Here is a 19,106-nt window from a genome sequence, read left to right on the forward strand (position 1 = left end):
ATCTTTTAGTTAGTACTAAATTCAGTATAAAGAATTTGGTCTTCAAGAGCCAATTGTGCAATGTGCTTTGAAGTTCCAAAAAGCAATTTTGGTAAATGCAAAGTAACAGTTTTATTTAAAACTTTTGCGTTAAGAGAATCTAAATTTAAGCCCGACTCAATTCCTCTATTGATATAATAGGTATTTCCCATACCAGTTTTAAATTGAATATCAAATGTTGGGCCTGCAATAAGCGTGTCAATTTTTGCAGTTACAATTTCACATTCATGGGGCTCTGGTTTATAAATTACACATGACTTAAAAAAGAAGAATGGTACTAAAATCAAAACCAAAATAATAAGAATAGCATTTTTAACAGGTTTTTGCATGCTTGGCGGTTTTGAATACTAACGAAATTTATAAGAATATATTTTTAACCCAAGACCCTAATAGTACAACTGATCTGTTTTCAAATTCAAGAAACGTTGCGTCGCAATAAAGGTACTGATCCAAGTAATCACAATGCCCAAGAAAAAGATGCCAACAAACAGTACAATAATCATTACCGTGTTTCTAAGTAATTCTAACTCTGGGAAGGTAAGATCTAAATAATAGAGTACAATTGACATACCTATTAAGGCTACAATTGCACCAATGATACCAAGTTGAACACTTTTCCAAACAAATGGCTTTCGAATAAAACTTTTGGTAGCACCAACCATTTGCATGGTTTTTATGATAAATCGTTTGGAATATACAGCTAATCTAATTGAGCTATTGATTAAGAGTACAGCAATCAAAGTAAACAATCCACTAATAATCAACACCCAAAGTGTAATTTTTTTTACGTTGTCATTCATTAATTCAACCAAGTCATTATCATAACGTATTTCTTCAATAAATGCCTTATTAGAGAGATTATCTGTAATTTCGGTAAGCTGTTCTGTAGTGACGTAATCGGCTTTTAAGTAAACATCAATAGAGTTTTTTAATGGATTGTAACCCACAAAATCCATAAAGTCCTCACCGGTTTCTGCTTTCATAAATTCAGCCGCTTCCTCTTTAGAGACATATTTCGCTTCCTTAGTGTAATCTGCCATCGCCAAACTCTTTTTAAGCTGATTGACCTCAACCTCTTTAGCCGTATCGTTTAAGTAAATGGTCATTACCACTTGTTCTTTAAAGTGATCGGCTACTTTTTTAGAGTTAATGACCAATAAACCTAAGCAACCCAAAAGGAACAGGACCAAAGCGATACTAATTACAACTGAAATGTAAGAAGATATCAACTTACGCTTTTGGTATTTGTCAAACGATGATGCCATATATAACAGATTAATGCTGTAAAAATAAAAAAGAAATTGCTTAACTAGAACAATACAACGTTTAGTTTTTTATTGTGTTGTAATACTACTAAATTTGCAGCTTATTTCAAGGTAAATTCGAAGATGAGATACAACTTTAACGACATAGAAAAAAAGTGGCAAGACAAATGGGCACAAAATGAAACTTTTAAGGCTTCTAATAAAAGTGATAAACCAAAATATTATGTTTTGGATATGTTTCCTTACCCAAGTGGTGCTGGTCTTCATGTTGGACATCCGTTGGGTTACATTGCGAGTGATATCTATGCGCGTTACAAACGCCACAAAGGTTTTAATGTGTTGCATCCTCAAGGCTATGATAGTTTTGGATTGCCAGCAGAGCAATATGCCATACAGACAGGTCAACATCCTGCGGTAACGACAGAAGCAAATATAAAAACCTATCGCCGTCAGTTAGATCAAATCGGGTTTTCGTTCGATTGGAGTAGAGAAGTACGTACCTCAAATCCTGAATATTATAAATGGACACAATGGATTTTTATTCAATTGTTTGAATCGTATTACTGCAAGGATTCTGATATGGCAAGACCTGTTTCAGAGTTGGTTGAAGTGTTTAAGACTGAAGGAAATACAAGAATTAATGCCGCTTGTGATGATGATGTTGAATTATTTACTGCTGAAGATTGGAATGCGTACACATCAGAACAACAACAGGAAATTCTTTTAAAATATAGATTAACCTATTTAGCTGAAACTGAAGTGAACTGGTGTCCTGCATTAGGAACCGTTTTAGCCAATGACGAAATTGTAAATGGTGTGTCTGAACGTGGTGGCCATCCAGTAATTCGTAAAAAAATGACCCAATGGAGTATGCGAATTTCTGCCTATGCAGAACGTTTGCTTCAAGGTTTAGATACTATTGATTGGACTGATGCTCTTAAGGATATTCAAAAGAACTGGATAGGGAAGTCCGTTGGTGCTTCGGTGACCTTTAATGTCATTCCGACAGAGCAAAGCGATGAGGAATCTCATACTATTTCCGTTTTCACAACACGCCCTGATACGATATTCGGTGTGTCATTCATGACCCTTGCACCAGAACACGAGCTCGTAGCTAAAATCACAACACCAGAACAAAAAGCTGAGGTTGATGCTTATACCGAAGCTACAGCAAAACGTAGTGAACGCGATCGTATGGCAGATGTTAAAACCATTTCTGGAGTATTTACAGGAGCCTATGCCGAACATCCGTTTACAAAAGAACCCATTCCCATTTGGATTGGTGATTATGTATTGGCAAGCTACGGGACAGGTGCGGTAATGGCTGTACCATGTGGTGATCAGCGCGATTATGGTTTTGCAAAGCATTTTAATATTCCGATTCCAAATATATTTGATGGCGTAGATATTTCTGAAGAAGCTTTCGACTCTAAAGACAATGTAAAGATTGCCAACAGTGATTTCCTCAACGGATTTAATTATAAAAAAGCCACGAAACGTGCCATTTACGAGTTAGAGCAAATCGGACAAGGTGAAGGGAAAACCAATTACCGTTTACGTGATGCTGTGTTTTCAAGGCAACGGTATTGGGGTGAACCATTTCCAGTATATTATGTCAATGGTATGCCACAAATGATAGATGCAGAACATTTGCCGTTAACACTACCTGAAGTAGAAAAGTATTTACCAACAGAAGAAGGTGAGCCGCCTCTAGGTAGAGCGGATGTTTGGGCTTGGGATACAAAGAATAATAAAGTAGTTTCTAATGAGGTGCTTCGACAAGCTCAGCATGATCAAACGAATGATAATGTCATTCCGACAGAGCGCAGCGACGAGGAATCTCATAACGGAGTCTACCCTTTAGAACTCAACACCATGCCAGGTTGGGCAGGCAGTTCTTGGTATTTCTTCCGTTATATGGAAGAACAAGCTAAACGAGATGAAGCTTTTGCTACTGAAGACGCACTTAAGTATTGGGAAAATGTAGATTTATATATTGGAGGTAGCGAGCATGCGACAGGGCATTTGTTATATTCACGCTTCTGGGTAAAGTTTTTATATGATCGCGGCTTTGTTGGTATAGATGAACCTTTTAAAAAGCTGATTAACCAAGGGATGATTTTGGGGACGAGTGCTTTCATTTATAAAATAGAACCAATCATTACCTATTACGGGGAAAATGTTAATAGAGGAAAACCACTTGAGGAAATCTCTGATGAGTTATGTGTTGGGGATTATTTTATCTCAAAATCTTTTATTGATAAGGAAGAGACATACCCTTTATATGGTGAAGTGCAATTTCATAATGAAGAACTACAATTAAGATTTAAAGAAATTTTCTTACAAAGGTTTAAAGGATTCACCTTTTCAGATGGAAATGATTATGCACAGAGATTTATAGATAATATTGAAAAATTTGAAGTTGATGGAATTTTTGCTTGTAAAAGACAGGTTGATATTTCACTGCTTGAAGGCTCATCTGACTATCTAGATATTGATGCAATTAAACAAGACACAAGATATTCTGATTGGAAAGATGCTGAATTTATAAAGGAAGATGACAAGTTTTTGACATTGAGAGAGCCAGAAAAAATGTCCAAATCCAAATACAATGTCGTCAATCCAGATGATATTGTAGAACAATACGGTGCAGACAGCCTAAGGCTCTACGAAATGTTTTTAGGGCCATTAGAGCAATACAAGCCTTGGAATACCGCTGGTATTACCGGTGTACATGGCTTCCTAAAAAAATTATGGAAGTTATTCCACCAAGGAGAAAATGGTGAGTTCTACGTAAACCCTTCCCCTCTGGGGAAGTCGGAAGGGGCTGAGAGTTTAAAAACACTTCATAAAACCATTAAGAAAGTAGAAGAAGATATTGAGAATTTCTCGTTCAATACATCGGTGTCTACGTTTATGATTGCCGTAAACGAGTTAACAGCACAGAAGTGTACGAGCAAAGACATCTTACAACCATTATTGGTTTTAATTTCACCTTATGCACCGCATATTGCAGAGGAGTTATGGGAAAAGCTTGGGCACTCAGAATCTATTTCTACAGCACCGTTTCCAAAATTTGAAGCAAGTCATTTGGTGGAGAGTTCTAAGAACTATCCAATTTCATTTAATGGTAAAATGCGCTTTACTATGGAATTACCGTTAGATATGGACAAAGATGAAATAGAAAAAACAGTTTTAGCAAACGAAAAAACTCAAGAACAATTACAAGGACGTACACCTAAAAAGGTTATTGTGGTGCCGGGTAAAATTGTAAATATTGTTGGATAACACTTATAACAAGTCAAATTATGAAGAAATTAGTTCTGATTATCACTTTTATGGCATTAATGCTTTCCTGTTCGAGTGATGATGATAGTAATACAGATAACATTGTTGGGCAATGGCAAATGATAGAACGTTACGAATCTGATGTTGAAGTCGAAGTAGGATGTTCTCAATATTATTATTCAGAATTTAAAAGTAATAATCAACTTTCAGCAGACTATATTGATTTTGATAATACACCTGCAGAATGTACAACAGTTACATTTGAAATATTGCTTTGGAGAAAATCTGGTAATGACTATGAAATATACGTTAATCCAGATGAAATTATATCGGTAGCTTATTTTGATGGAGATAACTTGGTGATTGAATCAAATATGCTAAATAGGAGAAGCGTGTATCAAAAACTACAATAACTGATATGATAAAGCTAAAAAGAAATGATAAAATAGGATTGTTTTTCTTTGTAGCTTTTGTTATTAGTTCATCTTTAATTTGGTTATTTGAAGAACGTTTTACCAAGGAGCAATGGAGAACTAATCCATCTCAACGTTATCAAATGGTAGACGACCTTATTGAGTCTCAAATCCTCATTGGCAAAACTAAAGGTAAAGTTATTTTATTATTGGGAGAACCGTATTCAAGCTCAACAATCGAAAAGGATATCTTTATATATAGACTTGGAGATCAACCAAGTTTTTTTAAATCGAGGAGAGAACATTTACTTATAATTTTTGTCAATCAAAAGGTAGATAAAGTGACTTTGGCTTTAGAGTGACTTAACATTAAATTCAATACTTCTGAAATCTCATTTTCACTTCATCGAAAGTTTGCTTCATTCATCTATTGTCGTATTTATTTGAAAATGAGGTGTATATTATAAATTCTTCAAAATGAAGCCTTCAAAATAATAATTCCGTAAAAATACCTTCAAATGACACTTCAAATTTGGATAGATGGATATTTTAATGGTATTTCATACTGCTATTAATCACAAAAACTATCAAATGAAAATTGGAGTCCCAAAAGAAATCAAGAACAATGAAAACCGAGTTGGTATGACACCAGCGGGAGTTTACGAACTCGTTAAAAACAATCATACAGTATTTGTTCAAAAAGACGCAGGTTTTGGAAGCGGTTTTTTTGACCAAGATTATAAGGATGTTGGCGCAATTGTTTTAGATACTATTGAAGAAGTGTATGCATCAGCTAGTATGATTGTAAAGGTAAAAGAACCCATTACTGAAGAGTATCCGCTTATAAAATCGCATCATGTGGTTTTTACATATTTCCATTTTGCGTCGAGTGAACCTTTAACAAGAGCTATGCTAAATAGTGAATCCGTATGTATCGCATACGAGACCGTGGAGGATGAAGATGGCTCATTGCCCTTATTAACACCTATGTCTGAAGTGGCCGGTAGAATGGCAATTCAGCAAGGTGCAAAGTATTTAGAAAAACCGATCAAAGGGAGAGGTGTCTTGTTGGGAGGTGTTCCTGGGGTGCCACCAGGAAAAGTATTAGTGCTTGGCGCAGGAACAGTAGGTATACAAGCGGCAAAAATGGCAGCAGGTTTGGGTGCGCATGTCACTATTATGGATATAAATATGAAACAATTACGTTATGTCAATGACGTAATGCCAAACCATGTTGTTACCGAATTTTCTAGTGAATTCAATATTAGAAAACGCATCCAAGATCACGATTTAATTATTGGGGGTGTTTTAATTAAAGGGGCAAAGGCCCCAAAATTAATCACTCGAGATATGTTGAAAGCGATGCGACCAGGAACTGTTGTAGTTGATGTTGCTGTGGATCAAGGAGGTTGTATTGAAACAACAAAAGCTACTACGCACGAAAATCCGACATATATTATAGATGATGTGGTACACTATTGTGTAGCAAATATGCCAGGTGCTGTGCCATATACATCGACTTTAGCGTTAACCAATGTTACTTTGCCTTATGTATTGCGATTAGCTAATCAAGGTTGGGAATTGGCATGTGCTAAAGACAAATCCCTTAGAAAAGGGCTTAATATTGTCAAAGGTAAGATTGTCTATGAAGAAATCGCCGAAGCTTTTAATTGGTCCGTAGATGCTATGTAAATTATGATACTGACAAAATTTCTTAACTTTAATTTGGCGTACTATTTGCTATATGTTTAGTAGATTTACACTATTAAAATTTAAAAAATTATGTTAGGATATTATATATTAATCGGTGCGATTGCACTGGTAAGTTGGTTGGTAAGCAGTACGCTTAAGCGAAAGTTTGCTAAATACTCTAAAATACAATTGCGTAATGGCTTAAGCGGTCGCGAGATTGCAGAAAAAATGTTATCAGATAATGGCATTTATGATGTTGAAGTGATTTCTACTCCGGGTCAGTTAACAGATCATTATAATCCAAAAAACAAAACAGTTAACCTTAGTGAAGCGGTTTACAACCAACGTAATGCTGCGGCTGCTGCTGTTGCTGCTCACGAAGTCGGTCATGCGGTACAACATGCACAAGCTTACAGTTATTTACAAATGCGTTCTCAATTAGTGCCAATTGTTAGTGTGACTTCTGGTATGTCGCAATGGGTTGTTATTGGTGGATTAGTATTAGGTGCTGCTGCAGGTGTAGGAATCGGCTATTGGGTTGCCGTTGCTGGATTGGCCATGATGGGTTTTGCCACATTATTCAGTTTTATTACTTTACCCGTAGAATACGATGCAAGTCATAGAGCGTTAGCTTGGTTAAAAGCTAAGAACATGGTAACACCAGACGAATATAAAGGTTCTGAAGATGCTTTAAAATGGGCTGCTAGGACCTATTTGGTAGCTGCTATTGGTGCTTTGGCATCATTATTATACTGGGCATTACAAGTATTTGGAGGCAGAGATTAGGCATATTGAACTAAAAAATTAAAAAAAGCTCTGAGAATTCAGAGCTTTTTTATGTCTTATATATAGAAAATACTTACATTTATAAATCTAAACTAAATTAAAATTATGGAAAACCAGCTACCAAATCAATTACCTGAACAAGAACACAACAAAGTATTAGTGGCTAGCCTATCTAATATTGAGCGTGTTGCATTTTACAAAAAAACTTACAGTCATGTCGCTGGTGGTGTATTAGTGTTTATTCTTTTTGAATATCTATTACTGCAAAGTGATACTGTGGTGGAGTTTATGTTATCGATGACCGAAGGCTATAAGTGGCTATTAATGTTAGGCGGATTTATGTTAGCTACAAATTATGCTGAAAGTATGGCTTTACGGACTACTGATAAAAGCAAGCAATACCTTGCCTATGGCATATACATATTTTTTGAAGCCTTAATTTTTGTACCGCTTATTTACATAGCAGCTTATTACATGGAGTCAGGTCCAGAAATCCTTAATCAAGCTGCGATTGTAACATTAACATTGTTTACTGGATTGTCAGCTGCAGTTTTAGTAACCAAAAAGGATTTTTCGTTTTTAAAAACAGGATTAACCATTGGGTTTTTTATTGCCATTGGACTAATTGTTGCAGGAACTTTATTTGGCTTTAATTTGGGGCTATGGTTTTCAGTTGGTATGTGTTTACTCGCTGGTGGTTCAATTTTATATCAAACCTCTAATATGGTCAGCAAATATGGGGTAGAAGACTATATCCCAGCTGCTTTAGGATTATTTGCCTCATTAATGTTATTGTTTTGGTATGTTTTGAGAATATTTATGTCCAGAGATTAGTTTGTGTAAACTAAATAAGAAAATAAAAGCTCTGAGAATTCAGAGCTTTTTCGTTTACCTATATTTTAATCTGTCGATTAATCTGTTCTTGCAATGAAATAAAAGTCTCTGTGCGCGAAACGCCTTTTATGGTTTGTATTTCAGAATTGAGAACATGCATTAAGTGTTCATTATCCTTGGATAAAATCTTAATAAAGATACTCCAATGGCCTGTAGTGTAATGACATTCTATGACTTCTGGAATTTTTTTCAATTGTTTTACAGCTTCAGGATTACTAACAGCTTTATCTAAATAAACTCCCACAAAAGCCATAGTGGTATAACCCAATACCTTTGGATTTATGATGAATTTTGAACCTGCCAAAAGCCCAGACTTTTCAAGTTTTTTGAGACGTTGATGAATCGCGGCACCAGATATACCAACATTACGAGCAATTTCGAGAATGGGAGTTCTGGCATCCTCCATTAAAGCCCTAAGTATCTTTTTATCAATACCATCAATATAAATGCCTTTATCGCTAATTTTCATTAAAATTATTTTTTCATTTTATCCTAAACTTATTTCAGGATCTCTCAAAATGGAAATCGTATGGTTGTAATTTATAAGTTAAAAATAATAAATAGATTTCAAATTGAAATTTTTAGTTCATGCATTTAGAGGATTATAACCTAAATAAGGAACTTCTTTTTCATTGAAAACTACACCGTAAGTTTCTAACTCATCTAAAATTGGTGTGTACACTTCTTTTGTAATAGGAATTTGTACTCCCGGCGTTTTTATTTTACCATTTAAAATAGCCAATGTAGCCATAGCAACTGGTAATCCCACGGTTTTTGCCATAGCTGTATATGTTTGGTCTTCACCAACTACAACCATGGTGGCATCGATCTGGTGCTTTTCACCATTGAGTTCATAACCAAATTTATGATACATTACAATCATATCTTTGTCGTCTTCGCTAAGTGTCCAGCTATCCATCAAAATTTTCTGGAGAATTTGAGCTGGAGTCGCCTTATCGAGTTCTACCATTTTTTCAGCATTAAAGATGTCGAGTTCTAAAAATTTATCCCAAACCATATCATCCTGATCAATTTTAAGAGCGTGTCTAAACTTCAGTTCTACAGAATCCGTTGGGCTATAAGGCAAAAATGCATTAACAAAATCACGATAGCTCATGTTGGCACTATCTTCAATAGTATAGCTATCGTCTGTCATACCTAACTGAACAAAAACATGCCATGCTCTACTAAAACCAACGCGCCTCATAGTACCTCTATAAAGGGTTCGTGCATGGTCTAAGCCATACACATGTTGGTATTTAAGTGAGTCTCGGTTGGCATAAGCTTCAAAACGCCCATAACCATCAATATCTAAAAATTCTGTACGCCTAAATAAACGATCATAAGGAATATACTTAAACTGATTTTCCTGTAAAAACTTGGCAGCACCTCCTTGTCCAGCAACCACAACATTTCTAGGGTTCCAGGTAAATTTATAGTTCCAGAGGTTGTTGTCACTTTCAGGTGCGACCAAACCACCGGTAAACGATTCAAACAAAATCATTTTTCCGCCTTTATCCCTAATTTGGTCAATCACTTGCATAGCACTCATATGATCTATACCGGGATCTACACCAATTTCATTCATAAAAATAAGACCATTAGCTTTAGCATCATCGTCTAAGTTTTGCATTTCTTCGCTAATATAAGATGCTGTAACCATATGCTTTTTGTATGTGATACAATCTTTAGCAACTTCAATATGAAAACGTGCAGGTAACATAGATATAACAATGTCAGCGCTTTTTATGGCTGTACTTCGAGAATCTGCATCAAAAACATCTAAGTGTATGATGTTAATTTTTGAAGAATTGCCAACTAATTTTTTAGCATTGTCAACATTGAGATCTCCAATGGTAATTTCTAAGTTTTCAGATGGGGATTTATCTATTAAATACTTTATGAGGTATGATGACGATTTTCCGGCACCAATGATTAAAATCTTTCGCATTATAACTAATTTTGTAAAGCACGAATGTAATAAATACAACAACCATTAAAAACCTAAACTTAACTTTAATATGAACAAAAAACTTATAATTACAGGCGCAATTTTAGGAATATTAGGTATTGTTTTAGGGGCTTTTGCAGCACACGGTTTAGAGACATTGGTAAATGCAGATGCCATTAAATCTTTTGAAACGGGAGTGCGCTATCAAATGTATCATGCTTTTTTGTTTTTAATTCTGGGAGGAACTTCCTTTGTGAGTTTAAAACATAAGAAAGTAATTTTTTATTTGGTATTAATTGGACTGATTTTCTTTTCGGGTTCAATATATGGGTTGGCAACCAACGAACTTTCGGGTTTTGATTTTAAATCTATTGCACTCATAACACCTATTGGCGGATTATCGTTAATTATGGCATGGGTCGTCCTATTAATCGATATATTGAAGACAAAGGTCGATTAATGGTAATCTTCAATGCTTTTTTAAAATAAAGTTATAATTTTGCGTCCTAAACAACTCGAAAAAATTATGGTAAACCATACACAATCAACGAAAACGATTTCGTTAGATGATTACGGTATTAAAAATGCTAAGGTTCATTATCAGCTAGAACCTAAAAAACTTCAGGCCATTACCTTAGAAAAAGGAATGGGTAAAGAAACGTCTAACGGAACTTTGGCAATCAATACAGGTAAATTTACAGGTCGCTCACCAGAAGATCGATTCTTGGTAAAGGATGATTATACCAAAGATCGTATTTGGTGGGGAAAATCTAACAAGCCAATTTCATCAGAGAATTTTGATTTTTTACAAAGCGAAATAAAAAACTACCTAAGTGGTAAAGAAGTATTTGTAAGAGATGGCTATGTATGTGCAGACCCTAATTATAAAATGAATGTTAGAACCGTGACGGAATATCCATGGTCTAATATGTTTATATATAATATGTTTTTAAGGCCTTCTGAAGATGAGCTAAAGAATTTTGAAGAAGAATGGTTGGTGCTTTGTGCGCCTGGGTATGAATGCCCAAATCCAGAAGAACATGGTTTAAGACAGGGCAATTTTTCAATACTTAATTTCACTAAAAAAGTGGCTTTAGTAGGAGGCTCTGCCTATACTGGAGAAATGAAGAAAGGTATTTTTACAGCATTGAATTTTATTTTGCCTGTAGAACGGAGTGTACTTCCTATGCATTGTTCTGCAAATGTTGGTGAAAATGGCGAGACGGCTATTTTCTTCGGTTTATCGGGCACGGGAAAAACAACCTTGTCAACAGATCAAAGCCGTAAATTAATAGGAGATGATGAACATGGTTGGACGGCAGAAAATACAGTGTTTAATTTTGAAGGAGGTTGCTATGCTAAAGCGATCAACTTATCCCAAGACCAAGAACCCGAAATTTATGGAGCAATTAAGCCAGGTGCCATACTCGAAAATATAATTATGGACGACAATGGCAACGTTGATTTTGCAGATACTTCCATAACACAAAATACAAGAGTAAGTTACCCTATTTACCACATAGAAAATATTAAAATACCGTCTATTGGTAAAAATCCTAAGAATATTTTTTTCCTTACGGCTGATGCTTTTGGTGTATTGCCTCCGATCTCAAAATTAACACCAGCTCAGGCAGCATACCACTTTATATCAGGATATACCGCAAAGGTTGCAGGAACGGAAGCTGGTGTAGTTGAACCACAACCATCCTTCTCAGCATGTTTTGGTGCGCCTTTTATGCCATTGCATCCAACAGAATACGCAGATATGTTGAGCAAAAAGATGAAAGAAGCCGGAGTCAATGTTTGGTTAGTGAACACGGGTTGGACAGGCGGTCCTTACGGGGTAGGAACACGTATGAAGTTAAAATACACACGTGCAATGATTAATGCAGCATTGAATGGTGACTTAAAAGATTATACTTATGAAGATTATCATATTCATTCTGTATTTGGTGTAGCGCAGCCAAGATCATGTCCTGGTGTACCAACAGAAGTATTGAGTCCAAGAACAACATGGAACAATGACCAAGGTTATTATGAAATGGCGTTTAAATTGGCAAATTCGTTTAGGGAAAACTTTAAGAAGTTTGAGTCTTATGCTTCCGAAGAAATTAGACGTGGTGGTCCACAACGTTATGGGTTTTAAATTTTAAAAACTTAGAGAAACAAAAAAGCGATTCTAAATTTAGAATCGCTTTTTTTATGAGTCATTTTCAGAATTATTTCCCTTTATTCACTGCGTCAATATACTTCTGCAATGCCATAGTCATGGATGGAGTTTCTGGTGTTGGTGCAGCAATATCTACACGTAGCCCCTTTTCCTTAACGGCTTTAACCGTTGTGTTTCCAAACACAGCAATGCGTGTGTCTTTTTGTTCAAAATCTGGAAAATTATGGAAAAGTGATTCTATACCAGAAGGGCTAAAGAATACTAAAATATCGTAATACACATTTGCCAAATCCGATAAATCACTGATTACCGTTTTGTAAAATGTAGCTTGCGTCCAGTTAACGTTTAGGTTGTCTAAAGTTTCTGGTATTATAGGTTTTACTTTATCTGTAGTAGGTAATAAAAATGTTTCGTCCTTATACTTTTTAATCAAAGGAGTTAAGTCCGCAAAAGTACGCTTACCAACATAGATTTTACGCTTTCTGTAAACTACATATTTCTGCAAGTAGTAAGCTACGGCTTCAGATTGGCAGAAGTATTTCATTGAGTCTGGCACTTTAAAGCGCATTTCATCAGCTACTCTAAAGAAGTGGTCCACAGAGTTTCTACTCGTTAATATAATAGCTGTAAACTTACTAAGATCTATCTTTTGTTGTCTGATATCCTTAGCTGAGACACCTTCTACATGAATAAAAGGTCTAAAGTCAACTTTAACTTTTTGTTTTTCTTGCAAGTCAAAGTACGGAGAGTTCTCTATTTTAGGCTCTGGTTGCGATACTAAAATCGTTTTCACTTTCATATGTAAACCCCTTTGTTTTAAGCGTTATACTCACTAATGACCTTATATAAAAGCACATAAGGTGCAATTTCGAGAGCGCAAAGATACAATAAAAAATAAAAAAAATTGGGATTTAGTGTTTTTTGATAGTTTTTAAATGAAGTTATAAAGCCAATACCATTGATTAAACAAACCACTGAGAATACTATAATTATAATAATCTTGGTAAAATTTTCGGTATATAATAAAAACAGATTGGCCACCAAAAAAACCAAACCAGAATAATTTTTAAAAGTAGTTTTTTGAAACAGATAATTATCAACTACAGAGTCTATTTCAAAAAGGCTACCAATGAGACGCTCCAATAGGATTTTAATTATGATAATAGTAGAAACTGCAAGAAGTAATTTTAAGAACGTTATTAACTCAAAATCTAGAGGTGAAATAAAAGTAGAGTAGCTAAAAAATAAAAATATACTTCCTGAAATCACCAAATTAATAAAAAGAAAACCATCGAATATGTCAACAAATTTTTGATCTTTTGTGTAGATTTTAAGATACTTAGAGTTCCCTATAACCGATAAAAAATCATTAAAACGCAATGTGTTTACATATTTAGCAATCACAACAGCTACTAATCCTAATAGGGTGAAAATGGTAAACCATTCGTGGGTAATGAAATTTCGCATACTACTAAATTATAAAGAAATGTAAGGTTAACATAAAAATCTTAAGAAACAAATAACAGTTTATAATCCGTTAAAAACTTTACTTTTGTTGAAATTTCTAAAAGTATCGCAAAAGCGTGTCTTAAAAGTATATAAATGACCGACGCACTTGTCATAATCCCTACATATAATGAGATAGAAAATGTTGAACTCATCATAAGAGCTGTATTTTCTCAGCAGAAAACGTTTCATGTTTTAGTGGTCGATGACAATTCACCAGACCAAACTGCAGAGAAAGTTAAGGGATTACAGCACGAATTTTCTGAGCAACTTTTTTTGTTAGAGCGTGATAAAAAAAATGGTTTGGGAATGGCATATATCGCAGGTTTTAAATGGGCTTTAGAAAAAACCTATGATTATATTTTTGAGATGGATGCCGATTTTTCGCACAACCCAAATGACCTTATAAAGCTCTATAATGCCTGTGCTAATGATGGAGCAGACGTTTCAGTAGGTTCAAGATACGTAAAAGGTATAACGGTTGTTAACTGGCCAATAGCCCGCATTATTTTATCTTATGGGGCTTCACGCTATGTAAGGTTAATAACACGTATGAAAGTGAAAGATTCTACAGCCGGATTTGTCTGTTATAAAAGAATAGTTTTAGAAACTATAAATTTGTCGAAGATAGAATTTGTGGGTTATGCATTTCAAATTGAAATGAAGTTTAAAGCCTATAAAAAAGGCTTTAAAATCGTAGAAATTCCTGTTATTTTTAAGGACAGAATAAGAGGGAAATCAAAAATGAGCGGAAGTATTATATCTGAAGCTATTTTTGGAGTTATCAGTTTAAAATTTAAAAGTTTATTTGCTAAACAGTGAAAATGAAAGGACAGACTATAATTAAAAATGCCAAGATTGTCAACGAGGGCAAAATTGTTGAAGGTGATATTCTTATTGAGAATGCTATAATTAAAGAGATTAACACTTCTATTAGTGTAAAATCTGCGGACATGACCGTTATTGATGCAGAAGGTAATTATGTATTACCGGGCATGATTGACGATCAGGTCCATTTTAGAGAACCAGGTTTAACACATAAGGCGAATATTGAAACCGAATCTAAAGCGGCACTGGCAGGCGGTATTACATCGTTTATTGAGATGCCCAACACCAATCCGCAAACAACTACAGTTGAAAAATTAGAAGATAAGTTTAGTATTGCAGCAAAGTCATCTCATGCCAATTATTCTTTTATGTTTGGTGGTACCAATGATAATTTGGATGAAATATTAAAAGTAAATCCAAAAACTGTAGCAGGCTTAAAATTATTCTTGGGGTCATCCACGGGAGATATGTTAGTTGATGACCCAGCAGTATTAGAAAGAATATTCTCGAGTACAGATATGGTCATTTCTGTGCATTGTGAAGATGAAGCCACTATAAGAACCAATTTAGCAAAATATAAGGCAGAATATGGTGATGATATCCCTATGGAAAAACACCCCATTATAAGAAGTGAGGAAGCATGTTATCTATCATCATCAAAAGCCATTGAACTTGCTAAAAAAACAGGAGCAAGATTGCATGTATTTCATTTATCTACAGGTAAGGAGACAAATTTATTTTCAAACAAAATACCATTAAAGGATAAAAAGATTACAGCGGAGGTTTGTATTCACCATTTATGGTTTTCGGACGAAGACTATGCTCAAAAAGGCAGCCATATCAAATGGAATCCTGCAGTAAAAACTTCAAAAGATAGAGATCAACTATGGGAGGCGTTATTAGATGATAGAATAGATGTCATTGCTACAGACCATGCACCACATACGCTCGAAGAAAAAAACAATCCTTACACCAGTGCACCGTCGGGTGGGCCATTAGTACAACATGCTCTAGTAGCATTGTTAGAAAAGCATCACCAAGGAAAAATTACAATTGAAAAAATTGTTGAAAAAGCGTGTCATAATCCCGCAATACTATTTGATGTTGAAAAGCGAGGCTATATTAAAGAAGGCTATTATGCAGATTTGGTTATTGCAGATTTAAATAGCCCCTGGACGGTGAATAAAGAAAACATTCTTTATAAATGTGGTTGGTCGCCTTTTGAGGGCAATACCTTTAAGAGTAGAATAACGCATACTTTTGTTAATGGACAATTGGCGTATAACAATTTTAAGGTCTTGGACGTTAAAGCAGGACAACGATTAACTTTTAATAGATGAGACATCTAGGTATTATATTTTTGCTAGCACTTTTGGTAACTGCTTGTAGTACAACTGAAAAGCCAAAAAAGCCAGACAATCTTATTCCTAAAGATAAAATGGAAAAGATTTTATACGACTTATATGTTATCACCGCTGCAAAAGGAGTTAATAAAAGATTGTTAGAAACTAATGGCTTTGAACCCGAAACTTATATACTAAATAAGTACGAAATTGACAGTACACAATTTGCAAATAGTAATGCTTTTTATGCTCATGATACTGAATCCTATAGACGTATTGTTGAAAATGTAAAGGCTAGATTGGAAAAAGAAAAAGAAGCACTTGAGGAATTGGAAAAAGTAGAAGGTGTAGCAGCTAAACGAAAAAGAGATTCTATAAGTAAGATTAAGCAAAAAACAAGGGATTCCATTAAAAATAAGTTAAAGAAAGTTGACACTACCAATATGGAATTACTGAAAAAACCTATATTCGATAAGACTTCTGTCTAAGATCTTTTAAGTATAGTTCACTAACATCTTTTATAGACTCATCAATAGATTTAAACTCAAAATTGAGCGTTTCCTTAAGTTTAGAGTTATCATATTTGCTAATGCTGACAGCTGACTTTGCCGTTTGTTTAGAAAGACTTCGTCTCGTGTTAAAAAGTTTGTGTTTAAGCCAATCCATTCGCCAAGCCAATCCCAATAACCAAGGTTTTGCCTCTCTTTTTGGAGGTTCTACACCCAAAGCTTTAGCGACTTTATATTGAAAGGTCTTGAAACTCAAATTCTCTGATACAAGAATAAACTTTTCATTTCTTATATCGCTATTTGTTAATTGAATCATGGCGTTAACGACATCAAAAACATCAACATAACCAAAAACACCATTAACGTAATAGCGCATGCCATTTTGTATTTGCCGAAAGAGATTGCCACTACTGCCGCCTTTCCAATAACCAGCACCTAAGATAATACCTGGGTTTATAATTACCGCATCCATACCTTCTTGTGTGCCTCTCCATACTTCGAGCTCTGCACCATATTTTGTTATAGCATAAACACTATTATCTGTTTCAGGGTTCCACTCAGTACTTTCCGTAATTAGTTTTTCAGGATTTTCGTGATGGCCAATAGCAGCTATAGAACTTACATAACACAACTTTTTAATTGAGTTGCTAATACAAAGGTTAACAATGTTTGCAGTCCCCTCAATATTTATTTTTCTTAATTGATGGTATTTGTCAGGTTCAAAAGAAACGAAAGCAGCACAATGGTAAACATGAGAGATACCTTTAAATGCTTTTTCGAGCTTTGGAATATTGTTAATATCGGCTTCAACCCATTCAATACGTTTGAATAAATCTTCAGCATCATCAGAAAAATAGGAAAATACGTGTACAACACGTTTTAAGGTTTTTTCCCTTCTGTAAATAGCACGGACTGTTTCGCCACTGCTCACTAACTTATAAAGTAAATGAGCACCCACTAATCCTGTTCCGCCTGTGACTAATATCATAGGTCAAATTTACGCTTTTTTAAAATTGTCTTTTGTCTTTTAAAGTGGAAACATATCTTTGCTGAAATCTAATCTGAAGATAACTATAATGGGAAAGAATTTTGTCGAAGAATTAAAATGGCGAGGTATGCTGCACGATAGCATGCCGGGAGTAGAAGAGCACTTAGCTGAAGCCATGCGAAGTGCGTATGTTGGCTTTGATCCAACTGCAGATTCTTTGCACATTGGTAACTTGGTGCCTATTATGTTATTGGCGCATTATCAACGCTGTGGGCACAAACCAGTGGCTTTGGTCGGCGGTGCCACAGGCATGATTGGTGATCCGTCAGGAAAATCTAGTGAGCGTAATCTTTTGGATGAAAACACATTGCGCCATAATCAGGAAGCTATTAAAAAACAATTGTCACATTTTTTAGATTTTGAAAGTAATGAAGCCAATGCTGCAGTTCTAGTGAACAATTACGATTGGATGAAAGAATTCTCCTTTTTAGAATTTATTAGAGATGTGGGTAAACATATCACGGTAAATTATATGATGGCTAAAGATTCAGTTAAAAATAGAATTTCTGGGGAATCTTCTAGCGACGGTATGAGCTTTACGGAGTTTACCTATCAGTTGGTACAAGGTTATGACTTTTTACATCTGTACAAAGCAAATGGTTGTACTATACAAATGGGAGGAAGCGACCAATGGGGAAATATCACTACAGGAACTGAACTTATTAGACGAATAGGTAACGGTAAAGGATTTGCTATTACATGCCCTTTAATTACGAAAAGTGATGGCTCTAAATTTGGAAAGTCCGAAGGCGGCAACGTATGGCTCGATGCCAATAGAACATCACCTTACAAATTTTATCAGTACTGGTTAAACTCAAGTGATGAAGATGCTGAGAAGTACATTAAAATTTTTACGTTTTTATCGCAAGACATAATAGAGAAATTGGTTGCTGAACATAAAGAAGCTCCACATTTAAGAGTACTTCAAAAACGATTGGCAGAAGAATTAGTTATTCTTGTGCATTCATATGATGATGTTAACAATGCTATCAAAGCTTCAAATATATTATTTAGTAAGTCATTTAAGGAAGATATTAAGATCTTGGACGAAAACACATTTTTAGATGTATTTGAAGGTGTGCCACAAGCCCAGATTACAAAAGCAGAATTTGATGAAGGTATGGATATGATTGGCGCATTGGCAGCTAAAACCAATTTTTTAAATTCTAACGGTGAGGCACGTAGAGCATTAAAGGAAAATTCGGTTTCTGTAAATAAAGAAAAAGTAAAGGAGGATTATAAGTTGTCTTCGGATGATTTAATAAATGATAAGTACATTATCTTAAATAAAGGAAAACGAAATACTTACATTATTAAGGTCATTTAAAATATAAAAAGACTTAGCAGGTCCAATAAACATATCTAAAAAAAGTG

19 protein-coding genes are annotated in these 19,106 nt (G+C 34.9%); 12 read left to right on the forward strand and 7 right to left on the reverse strand.

Annotation, left to right across the window (positions count from 1 at the left end):
• Positions 1-5: 5 nt before the first annotated feature.
• Both KCG49_RS06850 and KCG49_RS06855 read right to left on the reverse strand, forming a co-directional pair.
• A complete protein-coding gene (locus KCG49_RS06850) occupies positions 6-368 on the reverse strand; it encodes a hypothetical protein (protein ID WP_218545442.1) in 363 nt (120 codons plus the stop codon).
• Positions 369-425: 57 nt separating this feature from the next.
• A complete protein-coding gene (locus KCG49_RS06855) occupies positions 426-1,304 on the reverse strand; it encodes a cell division protein FtsX (protein ID WP_218545443.1) in 879 nt (292 codons plus the stop codon).
• A 123-nt stretch (positions 1,305-1,427) separates the two neighbouring features.
• On the opposite strand from KCG49_RS06855, the gene KCG49_RS06860 reads away from it, so the two are divergent.
• From KCG49_RS06860 to KCG49_RS06885, 6 genes are all read left to right on the forward strand, one after another.
• The gene (locus KCG49_RS06860) at positions 1,428-4,592 is read left to right on the forward strand and encodes a leucine--tRNA ligase (protein WP_218545444.1); all 3,165 of its coding nucleotides are present in this window, start codon (positions 1,428-1,430) and stop codon (positions 4,590-4,592) included.
• A 20-nt stretch (positions 4,593-4,612) separates the two neighbouring features.
• Entirely contained in the window at positions 4,613-5,005 is a 393-nt protein-coding gene (locus KCG49_RS06865) for a lipocalin-like domain-containing protein (protein WP_218545445.1), read from the forward strand.
• 5 nt (positions 5,006-5,010) lie between these two features.
• Positions 5,011-5,367, forward strand: a complete 357-nt coding sequence (locus tag KCG49_RS06870) for a hypothetical protein (RefSeq protein ID WP_218545446.1) — start codon at positions 5,011-5,013, stop codon at positions 5,365-5,367.
• Between the two features lie 229 nt (positions 5,368-5,596).
• A complete protein-coding gene (gene ald, locus KCG49_RS06875) occupies positions 5,597-6,697 on the forward strand; it encodes an alanine dehydrogenase (RefSeq protein ID WP_218545447.1) in 1,101 nt (366 codons plus the stop codon).
• 90 nt (positions 6,698-6,787) lie between these two features.
• A complete protein-coding gene (locus tag KCG49_RS06880) occupies positions 6,788-7,483 on the forward strand; it encodes a zinc metallopeptidase (protein ID WP_218545448.1) in 696 nt (231 codons plus the stop codon).
• 105 nt (positions 7,484-7,588) lie between these two features.
• Positions 7,589-8,317, forward strand: coding sequence for a Bax inhibitor-1/YccA family protein (locus KCG49_RS06885; protein WP_218545449.1), 729 nt, complete (start codon positions 7,589-7,591; stop codon positions 8,315-8,317).
• Between the two features lie 58 nt (positions 8,318-8,375).
• Here the strand turns inward: KCG49_RS06885 and KCG49_RS06890 are convergent, their stop codons facing one another.
• Positions 8,376-8,846, reverse strand: coding sequence for an Lrp/AsnC ligand binding domain-containing protein (locus KCG49_RS06890; protein WP_218545450.1), 471 nt, complete (start codon positions 8,844-8,846; stop codon positions 8,376-8,378).
• Positions 8,847-8,963: 117 nt separating this feature from the next.
• A complete protein-coding gene (locus KCG49_RS06895) occupies positions 8,964-10,328 on the reverse strand; it encodes a saccharopine dehydrogenase family protein (RefSeq protein ID WP_218545451.1) in 1,365 nt (454 codons plus the stop codon).
• 70 nt (positions 10,329-10,398) lie between these two features.
• Between KCG49_RS06895 and KCG49_RS06900 the strand changes: the two genes are divergently transcribed.
• Positions 10,399-10,788: a DUF423 domain-containing protein gene (locus tag KCG49_RS06900; RefSeq protein ID WP_218545452.1), complete on the forward strand. Its 390-nt coding sequence runs from the start codon at positions 10,399-10,401 to the stop codon at positions 10,786-10,788.
• A gap of 66 nt (positions 10,789-10,854) precedes the next feature.
• On the forward strand, positions 10,855-12,474 hold the full coding sequence (gene pckA, locus KCG49_RS06905) for a phosphoenolpyruvate carboxykinase (ATP) (RefSeq protein ID WP_218545453.1): 1,620 nt from the start codon (positions 10,855-10,857) through the stop codon (positions 12,472-12,474).
• 73 nt (positions 12,475-12,547) lie between these two features.
• On the opposite strand, the gene KCG49_RS06910 is transcribed toward pckA, so the two are convergent.
• Positions 12,548-13,297: a uroporphyrinogen-III synthase gene (locus KCG49_RS06910; RefSeq protein WP_218545454.1), complete on the reverse strand. Its 750-nt coding sequence runs from the start codon at positions 13,295-13,297 to the stop codon at positions 12,548-12,550.
• Between the two features lie 17 nt (positions 13,298-13,314).
• Entirely contained in the window at positions 13,315-13,965 is a 651-nt protein-coding gene (locus KCG49_RS06915; RefSeq protein WP_218545455.1) for a DUF4271 domain-containing protein, read from the reverse strand.
• Positions 13,966-14,100: 135 nt separating this feature from the next.
• On the opposite strand from KCG49_RS06915, the gene KCG49_RS06920 reads away from it, so the two are divergent.
• From KCG49_RS06920 to KCG49_RS06930, 3 genes are read left to right on the forward strand one after another with little or no spacing between them, the layout of a single operon-like run.
• Positions 14,101-14,826, forward strand: coding sequence for a polyprenol monophosphomannose synthase (locus KCG49_RS06920; protein WP_218545456.1), 726 nt, complete (start codon positions 14,101-14,103; stop codon positions 14,824-14,826).
• Positions 14,827-14,828: 2 nt separating this feature from the next.
• Entirely contained in the window at positions 14,829-16,172 is a 1,344-nt protein-coding gene (locus tag KCG49_RS06925; RefSeq protein ID WP_218545457.1) for a dihydroorotase, read from the forward strand.
• Positions 16,169-16,663, forward strand: coding sequence for a DUF4296 domain-containing protein (locus KCG49_RS06930; protein ID WP_218545458.1), 495 nt, complete (start codon positions 16,169-16,171; stop codon positions 16,661-16,663). Before KCG49_RS06925 ends, KCG49_RS06930 begins: the two co-directional genes overlap by 4 nt.
• Here KCG49_RS06930 and KCG49_RS06935 read toward each other — a convergent pair.
• Positions 16,638-17,672 (reverse strand): NAD-dependent epimerase/dehydratase family protein, encoded by a 1,035-nt coding sequence (locus KCG49_RS06935; RefSeq protein ID WP_218545459.1) that lies wholly within the window; start codon positions 17,670-17,672, stop codon positions 16,638-16,640. The two genes, KCG49_RS06930 and KCG49_RS06935, sit on opposite strands and share 26 nt — an antisense overlap.
• Positions 17,673-17,760: 88 nt before the next feature.
• On the opposite strand from KCG49_RS06935, the gene tyrS reads away from it, so the two are divergent.
• Entirely contained in the window at positions 17,761-19,059 is a 1,299-nt protein-coding gene (gene tyrS / locus KCG49_RS06940; RefSeq protein WP_218545460.1) for a tyrosine--tRNA ligase, read from the forward strand.
• The last annotated feature ends 47 nt before the right edge of the window (positions 19,060-19,106 follow it).

The organism is Winogradskyella luteola, assembly GCF_019203985.1.
GTDB lineage: Bacteria > Bacteroidota > Bacteroidia > Flavobacteriales > Flavobacteriaceae > Winogradskyella > Winogradskyella luteola.

Bases quoted from the DNA above. Each gene is read 5' to 3' on its own strand.
- KCG49_RS06915 (WP_218545455.1), bottom strand. From the start codon at position 13,965: ATGCGAAATTTCATTACCCACGAATGGTTTACCATTTTCACCCTATTA.
- ald (WP_218545447.1), top strand. From the start codon at position 5,597: ATGAAAATTGGAGTCCCAAAAGAAATCAAGAACAATGAAAACCGAGTT.
- KCG49_RS06885 (WP_218545449.1), top strand. From the start codon at position 7,589: ATGGAAAACCAGCTACCAAATCAATTACCTGAACAAGAACACAACAAA.
- KCG49_RS06910 (WP_218545454.1), bottom strand. From the start codon at position 13,297: ATGAAAGTGAAAACGATTTTAGTATCGCAACCAGAGCCTAAAATAGAG.
- KCG49_RS06850 (WP_218545442.1), bottom strand. From the start codon at position 368: ATGCAAAAACCTGTTAAAAATGCTATTCTTATTATTTTGGTTTTGATT.
- KCG49_RS06890 (WP_218545450.1), bottom strand. From the start codon at position 8,846: ATGAAAATTAGCGATAAAGGCATTTATATTGATGGTATTGATAAAAAG.
- KCG49_RS06900 (WP_218545452.1), top strand. From the start codon at position 10,399: ATGAACAAAAAACTTATAATTACAGGCGCAATTTTAGGAATATTAGGT.
- KCG49_RS06865 (WP_218545445.1), top strand. From the start codon at position 4,613: ATGAAGAAATTAGTTCTGATTATCACTTTTATGGCATTAATGCTTTCC.
- KCG49_RS06855 (WP_218545443.1), bottom strand. From the start codon at position 1,304: ATGGCATCATCGTTTGACAAATACCAAAAGCGTAAGTTGATATCTTCT.
- KCG49_RS06925 (WP_218545457.1), top strand. From the start codon at position 14,829: ATGAAAGGACAGACTATAATTAAAAATGCCAAGATTGTCAACGAGGGC.
- pckA (WP_218545453.1), top strand. From the start codon at position 10,855: ATGGTAAACCATACACAATCAACGAAAACGATTTCGTTAGATGATTAC.
- KCG49_RS06870 (WP_218545446.1), top strand. From the start codon at position 5,011: ATGATAAAGCTAAAAAGAAATGATAAAATAGGATTGTTTTTCTTTGTA.
- KCG49_RS06880 (WP_218545448.1), top strand. From the start codon at position 6,788: ATGTTAGGATATTATATATTAATCGGTGCGATTGCACTGGTAAGTTGG.
- KCG49_RS06930 (WP_218545458.1), top strand. From the start codon at position 16,169: ATGAGACATCTAGGTATTATATTTTTGCTAGCACTTTTGGTAACTGCT.
- KCG49_RS06860 (WP_218545444.1), top strand. From the start codon at position 1,428: ATGAGATACAACTTTAACGACATAGAAAAAAAGTGGCAAGACAAATGG.
- KCG49_RS06935 (WP_218545459.1), bottom strand. From the start codon at position 17,672: ATGATATTAGTCACAGGCGGAACAGGATTAGTGGGTGCTCATTTACTT.
- KCG49_RS06920 (WP_218545456.1), top strand. From the start codon at position 14,101: ATGACCGACGCACTTGTCATAATCCCTACATATAATGAGATAGAAAAT.
- KCG49_RS06895 (WP_218545451.1), bottom strand. From the start codon at position 10,328: ATGCGAAAGATTTTAATCATTGGTGCCGGAAAATCGTCATCATACCTC.
- tyrS (WP_218545460.1), top strand. From the start codon at position 17,761: ATGGGAAAGAATTTTGTCGAAGAATTAAAATGGCGAGGTATGCTGCAC.